General features: G+C 43.7%; 6 protein-coding genes. All 6 read left to right on the forward strand.

The genetic code is table 11. The features are described 5' to 3' along the window. Positions 1–618 precede the first annotated feature (618 nt). Positions 619–1,290 carry a DUF559 domain-containing protein gene (locus AC1DSE_RS25340; protein ID WP_477512689.1) on the forward strand — a complete coding sequence of 224 codons (672 nt, stop codon included), beginning with the start codon at positions 619–621 and terminating at the stop codon, positions 1,288–1,290. A 268-nt stretch (positions 1,291–1,558) separates the two neighbouring features. Next, on the forward strand, positions 1,559–2,041 hold the full coding sequence (locus AC1DSE_RS25345; protein ID WP_477512688.1) for a CcdC family protein: 483 nt from the start codon (positions 1,559–1,561) through the stop codon (positions 2,039–2,041). Between the two features lie 19 nt (positions 2,042–2,060). Beyond that, positions 2,061–3,407, forward strand: coding sequence for a DUF2252 domain-containing protein (locus AC1DSE_RS25350; protein WP_477512687.1), 1,347 nt, complete (start codon positions 2,061–2,063; stop codon positions 3,405–3,407). A 258-nt stretch (positions 3,408–3,665) separates the two neighbouring features. Continuing rightward, on the forward strand, positions 3,666–4,211 hold the full coding sequence (locus tag AC1DSE_RS25355) for a glutathione peroxidase (protein WP_076266295.1): 546 nt from the start codon (positions 3,666–3,668) through the stop codon (positions 4,209–4,211). 1,072 nt (positions 4,212–5,283) lie between these two features. Continuing rightward, positions 5,284–6,648 (forward strand): sodium-dependent transporter, encoded by a 1,365-nt coding sequence (locus tag AC1DSE_RS25360; protein ID WP_076266294.1) that lies wholly within the window; start codon positions 5,284–5,286, stop codon positions 6,646–6,648. Positions 6,649–6,774: 126 nt separating this feature from the next. Then, positions 6,775–8,296: glutamine--tRNA ligase/YqeY domain fusion protein (locus AC1DSE_RS25365; protein ID WP_477528371.1), on the forward strand; the 1,522-nt coding region annotated here is incomplete at its 3' end.

Consider the following 8,296-nt stretch of genomic DNA (forward strand, 5'->3'; position numbering starts at 1 on the left):
GGAGAAATTCCTCTTAAATTAATATTTTCTGTAAAAAAGGGTGAATTAGCGGTAGAAATTCCAGTTAAGCTACTTTTCTTTGAGGAGACAAGATATGGAGGCAAGTAAGTTACATTTCTTATGCGAAGGATACGTTCATTTTAACCAAATCACTCAACATCAATTAACACTAACAGGAAAACCTCCATCTAATTTTACTAATTCGGCTGATTTTAGTCATTTAGAAGGAAAGCCTCCCGTTAATTTGTTGGATATTAGCAAATTCMGCTGARATGGACTGAATTAACAGGAGAAATTCCTGTTAAATTATTATTTTTCGTAAAAAAGGGTGAAATAGCGGTACATATTCCAGCTAAGTTTCTTTTCTTTTGAGGAGACAAGTTGAGGAAGCGATTTGGTTGCGTTTCATGCCAACTGATCGTTTATATGAGGTGGATAAGGTTGGACTTTCAGGCAACGGATAAGTTTGATATAACGCTAAAAAGAATGCAAGAACAACACTATTCTTATGATTCCAGATGCCTTATAATCAAAGACAAGAGACGAAGAACGTCCCGTTACCACTCACTCTAGAGTGGTGACGGGACGTTTTCTATTTTCCAGAGGGGATGATTGAAGGTGACTTATGAGGAGGCGCATCGCTCATTTATTCAATACCATGTAGATAAAAGGTCAGGGGAACGTCGCGGAAGGCTGGAAAGAGGGCATGGACATGCGGAATCCAAATTTTTGTGTAATGTCTGGTGGCCTTTGTGTGGAGATTTTCGAAACCTGCATCCTGAGTATGAAGTGTTGGATTGGCGCGGCAGATCCTATTTTGCAGATTTTGCTTGGTTTTCGGGTACTGTAAAGCTCATTATTGAGATCAAAGGATTTGCATCTCATGTTAGAGACATGGATCGACAAAAATATTGCCATGAACTAAACCGCGAAACCTTTTTGCATGCGATGGGTTATCCGGTCATCTCATTCGCTTATGATGATGTTGAGAAAAATCCTGAGATATGTATGACCATGCTCAAAATGGTGATGAGCAGGTACCAGGCTAGGCGAGCACCAATAACACGAATTCAACTAGTAGAGAAAGAAATTATACGGCTTGCAGTTCAACAGGCTCGTTTAATCAGGCCAAAGGATGTGGAGCGTCATTTTGGTATTGATCATAAAACAGCAGTAAATTTATTGAAAAAGTTATGCTCAAAAGGAGGGCTTATCCCTCTTTATCGTGGCAATCGACAACGAGTCGTAGGATATGAGCTCGCTCATGACTTTCTTAATTTTCTGGATTAATGTTTCAATTATTATTGCGACCGGCTTCAGCTTCTTTCTTACATCGCAGCTAACATGAAGCTAGATGATAACAAGGAACTTTTCAAACAAGAGGAGAAGCTTCCATAGACGATCACAGGTTTAAAAAAATAGCGTATGTTTGCGATGTTTATGGTTTTGAAGTACGATGGAATAAAGAGTAATTTATTGCTGCCTTGTAAAGGATTAAGAGCATTTTCGCGATTATAAAAATAGGGCATCCACACCATGAAAACGGGGGTAATTAGCGGTGCTGCTGTCAACGCAAGTGATTCAAGTTGGTTCCATCGTCATATCTGCTCTGGCCGGTCTTACACTTATTGTCCTGCGTATGCGCGCGGGTAAACGGCCGACCTCATTGCGCAAAATCATCATACCGCCGTTAGGCATGGCAACAGGCTTCGTCATGTTTGCCTTTTCCCAGACGCATATTCCATGGTTTTGGGGGTTAGCTGCTTTTTTGACCGGCATGCTGATCTTTGCTTTCCCATTAATCGTCACGACCCGTTTGGAACGCGTGAAGTCGGAAATCTATGTAAGACGATCTAAGGCGTTTGTTTTTATTATGCTGACGCTGTTCATAATCAGGCTGTCTCTACATAGTGTCGTAGAGCAATATATGTCGATTCCGCAAACCGGGGCGGTTTTCTATTTGCTCGCTTTTGGCATGATTCTACCATGGCGCTTGGCTATGATTAGTGATTATATGAGACTGCAAAAAGTAGAAATGTAAGTTKAATGGGGGAGAATGTATGGATTCGAAGCTGACAGAACGAGTGAAGCTGACCCAGAGCAAACTTAGAAGACGGACACTATCTGCGATTTTTCAAGAATTTGATCAAAAAATAATGAAGCTTGAGCGCGGCAAACGTGAAGAAAAGTATCTTAAAATGTCGGAAACGCCATTTTCTTTTTTTCGCGGCAGCGCTTATTTATTTTATTTTGACGCATCACGAATTTGGTTTCCTTATCACACGCCTGAAGGGCGTCCCACTTGGGTTCAAGGCGATCTGCACTTTGAGAACTTTGGTGCTTTCCGCAATGAGCAAGGTACGCTCGTCTATGATGTGAATGATTTTGATGAAGGTTATCTGGGCTCGTATTTGTATGATTTGATGCGAATGTCGGTAAGTATAGCGCTCGTCGGCAGGCTTAAAGGACAAACCCATGCTAATCAGATTAGCGCGGTTGAAGCTTATCTACAGGCCTATTCCAAGCAGATGCGCCGATTCGCAAAGGGCAAGGATGACCCCGGCACTTATGTGATTGACATTGAGCGTGCGGAAGGTCCCGTCAAGAAGCTGCTCAAAAAACTGCAAAAACGCAAGGATCAGCATTTCCTTGAAAAGGTTACGGCGCTCGTACAAGAGCATAGGCAGTTTGCAACGACAGATGAAATTGTAGCTCCGACTGACGAAGAACGTGAGGCTTTATTGCAAGCATGGCCGATGTATTTAGATACCGTCAAAGCCGATGATTCAGAGGAATTGCGTCATTTTCAGGTAAAGGATATTGCAGTGAAGCATGGCTCAGGGACAGCATCTATTGGGCTCGATAGATACTATGTACTGATTGAAGCAGGCGAAGATGCACAAGGCGAGGACGATATCGTGCTTGAGGTAAAGGAAGTGCGCGTTCCGGTTCCAGCTTATTTTATGCCTTATGATGAGACATTTTGGTCTATGTTTGAGCATCAGGGACAGCGCGTAACCATGACTCAGAGAGCGATGCACCATGAGGCAGACCCGTATCTTGGATGGCTATCCATTGGAGAGCGGCAGTTTTATGTGCGTGAGCGATCACCATATAAGAAGCGGCTTAAGCTAGAAGCGCTTGATACGGCTGGGGATTTGCTGTCGGTTACGACGAGCATGGGCAGGCTGACCGCAAAAATGCATGCGAGGGCGGATGCCGATGTAGCGCAAGGTATTCTCGCGTATCACAGTGAGATTGAGATTGTGAAGGCGATGGGCAATGACGAGGATGCTTTTTGCACGTCAATTGCCAATTGGGCGCTTTCCTACGCAGATCAAGTGGAGCAGGATTATGCTTTGTTCACGGAATGGCTGGGCAGTAGAAAGAAGCAATCGCAATTATAAATAATGGGACTGCACCGAGGCGCGAGGTAACTCGCAAGAGGAGCAGTCTTTTTTTGCGTAGCAGCTATAAAAAAACGGTGGTCAGCGCAGGGGATTACATATAGCGACTGGATAATCGATTTTATAAACATGTTTCGCTTTTCCTATAAACGCTTTAGGTTTGACATTCATTTGTTTCGCATGGTATTCTATGTAATAATTAAATTGTGTACAATTTAATTTATTATAACTCACATATTTTAGAGGAGGCAACAAACAATGAGCATTTACTCACATGAGCTGCAAAGCATTAATGGTAAACAACAAAGCATGGAACAATATAAAGGTAAGGTGCTAATTGTCGTCAACACAGCAAGCAAATGCGGCTTTACACCGCAATACGCGGATTTGCAAAAACTATATGAACAATATAAAGATCAAGGTCTTGAGATTCTTGGTTTTCCAAGTAATCAATTTGGCGAGCAGGAGCCGGGTGCAAACTCTGATGTTCAAAGCTTTTGCCAGTTGAACTACGGAGTGACATTCCCTCTCTTTGAGAAAACCGATGTACGGGATGAAACCGCTCATCCTCTTTTCAAGCAGCTAACGGAAGATGCGCCTTTCCAAGGTTTTGACACAAGCAACCCTAGCGGTAAAATGCTCAATGCTTTCCTTTCGGAGAAGCTGCCTCATTACCTCGAAGGCAACTCAGTCAAATGGAACTTTACTAAATTTCTAATTGACCGTGAAGGCAATGTCGTAAAACGGTTCGAATCGACCGATGAACCTTCCGAAATGAAGGCTAATATCGAGCAGCTGCTATAGTGCTTCCTCACTTAAAAATGAAATACATGCGGCTTCCGGGCGAAAAAAAGCCCATTTAATGGTTGTTTTAGTCGTTTTGTAGGTAAGACTGGCGTCTAATGGCGAATAGCTTCCTTATAACCATACATTCTTCGATATGAAGGACTATGCTTTGACCTTTGGAAGTGAATGCAAAGCATACTTCTATATACGTGAATTGGATGGTTCATAGAAGTGATATCGAATAAAGTAGGATCATTACGGACGACGAGATATGCGAGGCTTGATCAATATGCTATCGCAATGCCGTAAAATCAACGGGTAATTGCTGAGGTTTTGATAGAGTGATCAACGAGCAATAGATGGGTTTTTACTTGGGAGAACAATGGATGCAACTCCACGTTCACACAGCGTCTATTAAGCAAAATGTGATCGGCTTAACCTCAGTTTAAGAGTTAATTGTTGGGCTCATCATACACTTCATACTGTGCCTTTTGATCCTGCAATTCTTATGAAAATATCGTACTTACATTCTATTAAATTAATATAAGATAGAAGTTGAAAATGGACAGAAACGATTAATCGTTTCTGTCCATTTTTTGATGGTCTTAAATATCTTGAAACTCGATATTTGAGCATTTTTCGATCTCGAATTAAAGTTTTATATATGCAATTATATTCAGATAAAGATTTTTGCGTATTTAACGTATCGCTTTATTATATAAGGAATAATCCTTTACATGTACATGAGTAATTCGAAGTTTAAAAAGGTTTATATGTGCAAAAATAAAAGTTATTCAGTCCTGTWAAATAGAATCAAATGAATAAATAGAAGTGAAAACGGAGCGGCAATGAGGAAGTGTGAAATATGTTGATTTATGATACCGTTCGTGCCACCATTCTGATGATTGGCGAAGCACAAAGTAATCATCGCCAATACACATTGCAGCCTGTTCGATTGTGGGTTTTTCAAATGGAACTATGCCGGCTCAGACCGTGCGCTTGCAGATATATTTTTTGAAAAAGGTTATACTACCCATCGGAGCAATAGATAAGTCGCAGACAGCTTAGATTATTACAGGAGGAATGGCTTATGAAGGATCAAAAACAAGAAGGAGCCTCGCAAAGCGGGGAGAGCGGTACAGGGGAGCGGTTTACGTCCTCAGGATTTATTTTGGCGGCAATAGGAAGTGCGGTCGGACTCGGCAACATGTGGAGGTTCCCGTATATTACAGGTAAATATGGAGGAGCGGCCTTTTTTCTTCTATTTTTTATATGCATGCTGCTAGTAGGACTGCCGGTGCTGCTAGCGGAACTATCAGTAGGTCGAGGCGGCCGCGGCAATGCGTCCTCTTCGTTCACTCGGCTGGGCGCGCATAAGCTGTGGAGCGGCTTCGGCGTTATTATCATTTTGGGAGCGTTCGTTATATTGTCGTTCTATGCGATAGTCGCAGGCTGGACTTTGCATTATGCGATGTTGTCTTTTACAGGGCAGCTATTTGAAAATAATGATTTTGCGCAGCAGTTCAGTGATCTTAATGGAAGCTGGATGCCGGTATTCTGGCAATTCATCGTCTTGCTTCTAACGGGCCTCATCATTATTCGAGGTGTATCGGCAGGCATTGAAAAGGTTAATAAAATTTTCATTCCAGGGTTGCTTGTATTGCTCATTGTACTTTGTGTGCGTGTTATGTTTCTGGATGGAGCCGGCGAAGGCGCAGCCTTTTTTCTAAAGCCTGACTTTAGCAAGCTGACAGCGGAGTCTGCATTCGTAGCGCTTGGCCATGCCTTCCTATCCCTTTCCCTTGGCATGGGTACCATTATTACTTATGGGGCGTACGTGGATAAACGGCAGTCGCTTTCTCTAGCAACAGCAGCAGTAGGTACAGGCAATATTGTTTATGCACTTCTTGCAGGACTGATTATTTTCCCTACTACCTTCGCATTTGGACTCGAGGCTTCGCAAGGCCCTGGTCTCGTATTCGTAGCCTTGCCTGCAGCATTCTCAGCGATGCCGTTAGGGTGGCTGTTTGGAGGGCTGTTCTTCGTGATGATTGCCTTTGCGTCGCTTACTTCAACCATCTCACTGCTTGAGGTGCCGGTTGCTTTCGTTCGTGAGAAATTTGGCTGGAGCCGAAGCTTTTCAGTTATTTTGTTATCCATTCTTTGCTTCGTTATTGGGGTGCCATCGGCGTTATCGCTTGGTGACAAAATACCTTGGCTTACGTTTGGCGGAAAGTCGTTTTTTGACTGGGTTGATTTTGTATGCACTAACATCGTTCTGCCGCTTGGCGGACTAGTCGTTACTATATTTGTCGGGTATGTATGGAAAGGCGGAGCTAAGGAGTCAGGCTTGTCTGCATGGTGGCTGCGAGTATGGTTATTCATGCTGCGTTATGTGGCGCCTATTCTGGTATTGCTCGTATTTCTTTATTCTTCCGGCATTATTTCGTTCTAGTGCGCTGGATTGCTAGGCTCGGGAGCGTGCTCTGAAAGTGGCATATACATACTAAGTATTATAATTTGACGGGAATTTGTGTATTATAAGAGGATAAATATTTTCCGTGGGAAAGGTTGGTCGCAGATGGAGAATGCAGTAGATAACAAGTCCTCATCCTCGAATTTTATAAAAAGCATCGTAGTCGAAGATTTGAAGAGCGGCCAAGTGAAAGAAATCGTCACTCGTTTTCCGCCAGAGCCAAATGGCTATTTGCATATTGGACATGCCAAGTCGATTTGCTTGAACTTTGAGCTGGCTGATGAGTTCAAGGGCAAGACAAACTTGCGTTTTGACGATACGAATCCGTTAAAAGAAGATACTGAGTATGTAGAGTCCATCCAAGAGGATGTTCGCTGGCTTGGCTTCGAATGGGACGACCTTCGCTTTGCTTCCGATTATTTTGAAGAGCTTTACAATCGTGCGGTGTTTCTTATTCAAAAGGGCAAAGCATATGTATGTGATCTGACAGCTGAGCAAATGCGCGAATATCGCGGCACGTTGACTGAGCCAGGCAAGGAAAGCCCGTATCGGAACCGTACAGTAGAGGAAAACCTTGATTTGTTCGCACGCATGCGCGCAGGCGAATTTAAGGACGGCGAAAAGGTGCTGCGCGCAAAAATTGATATGGCTTCACCGAACATCACATTGCGTGATCCTGTGTTGTATCGCATTGCGCATACGCATCATCACCGCACGGGAGATGCTTGGTGCATCTATCCGATGTATGACTATGCTCACCCGCTAAGCGATGCCATTGAAGGCATCACGCACTCGATCTGTACGCTGGAATTCGAGGACCACCGTCCACTCTATGATTGGACGATAGCTGAATGTGAGATGGCTTCCACACCGCATCAATATGAATTTGCCCGCCTGAACGTAACGAACACCGTTATGAGCAAGCGCAAGCTGAAGCAATTGGTGGATGAAGGGGCAGTAGACGGCTGGGATGATCCGCGTATGCCAACGATCAGCGGTTTGCGCCGCAAAGGCTATACACCGGAATCGCTGCGTGCTTTCTGCCGTGAGATCGGTGTATCGAAAAGCAACAGCCTAGTGGATGAGCGCAACCTGGAGCATTTTATAAGAGAAGACTTGAAGCTGAAGGCGCTTCGTACGATGGCTGTATTGCGTCCGCTTAAAGTGGTCATTACAAACTATCCAGAAGGTCAAACCGAACTGCTTGATGCCGAAAATAATGCGGAAAACGAAGAGATGGGAATCCGTCAAATTCCGTTTTCGCGTGAGATATACATTGAACAGGATGATTTCATGGAAAATCCTCCGAACAAATATTTCCGTCTGTTCCCTGGCAATGAAGTGCGTCTAAAACATGCTTACTTCATTACATGCCAAGAGGCGATCAAGGATGCAGAGGGCAATGTGATTGAGCTGCGCTGTACCTATGACGTGAAGACGAAGAGCGGATCCGGCTTTAATGAACGTAAAGTGAAAGGCACCATTCATTGGATTGAAGCTTCTCAGGCGATAGCTGCTGAGTTCCGTTTGTTTGAACCGCTCATTACGAGCGAAGCGGAAGATGAAGGCAAACCTTTCATGGAATGCATCAACCCGAATTCACTTGAAGTATTGCAAGGCTTTGTTG

This window comes from Paenibacillus sp. 01L418 (assembly GCF_056400045.1).

What these genes read in the sequence shown, in the direction of transcription:
- AC1DSE_RS25355 (WP_076266295.1), top strand. Translation starts at nt 3,666, where the DNA reads ATGAGCATTTACTCACATGAGCTGCAAAGCATTAATGGTAAACAACAA.
- AC1DSE_RS25360 (WP_076266294.1), top strand. Translation starts at nt 5,284, where the DNA reads ATGAAGGATCAAAAACAAGAAGGAGCCTCGCAAAGCGGGGAGAGCGGT.
- AC1DSE_RS25350 (WP_477512687.1), top strand. Translation starts at nt 2,061, where the DNA reads ATGGATTCGAAGCTGACAGAACGAGTGAAGCTGACCCAGAGCAAACTT.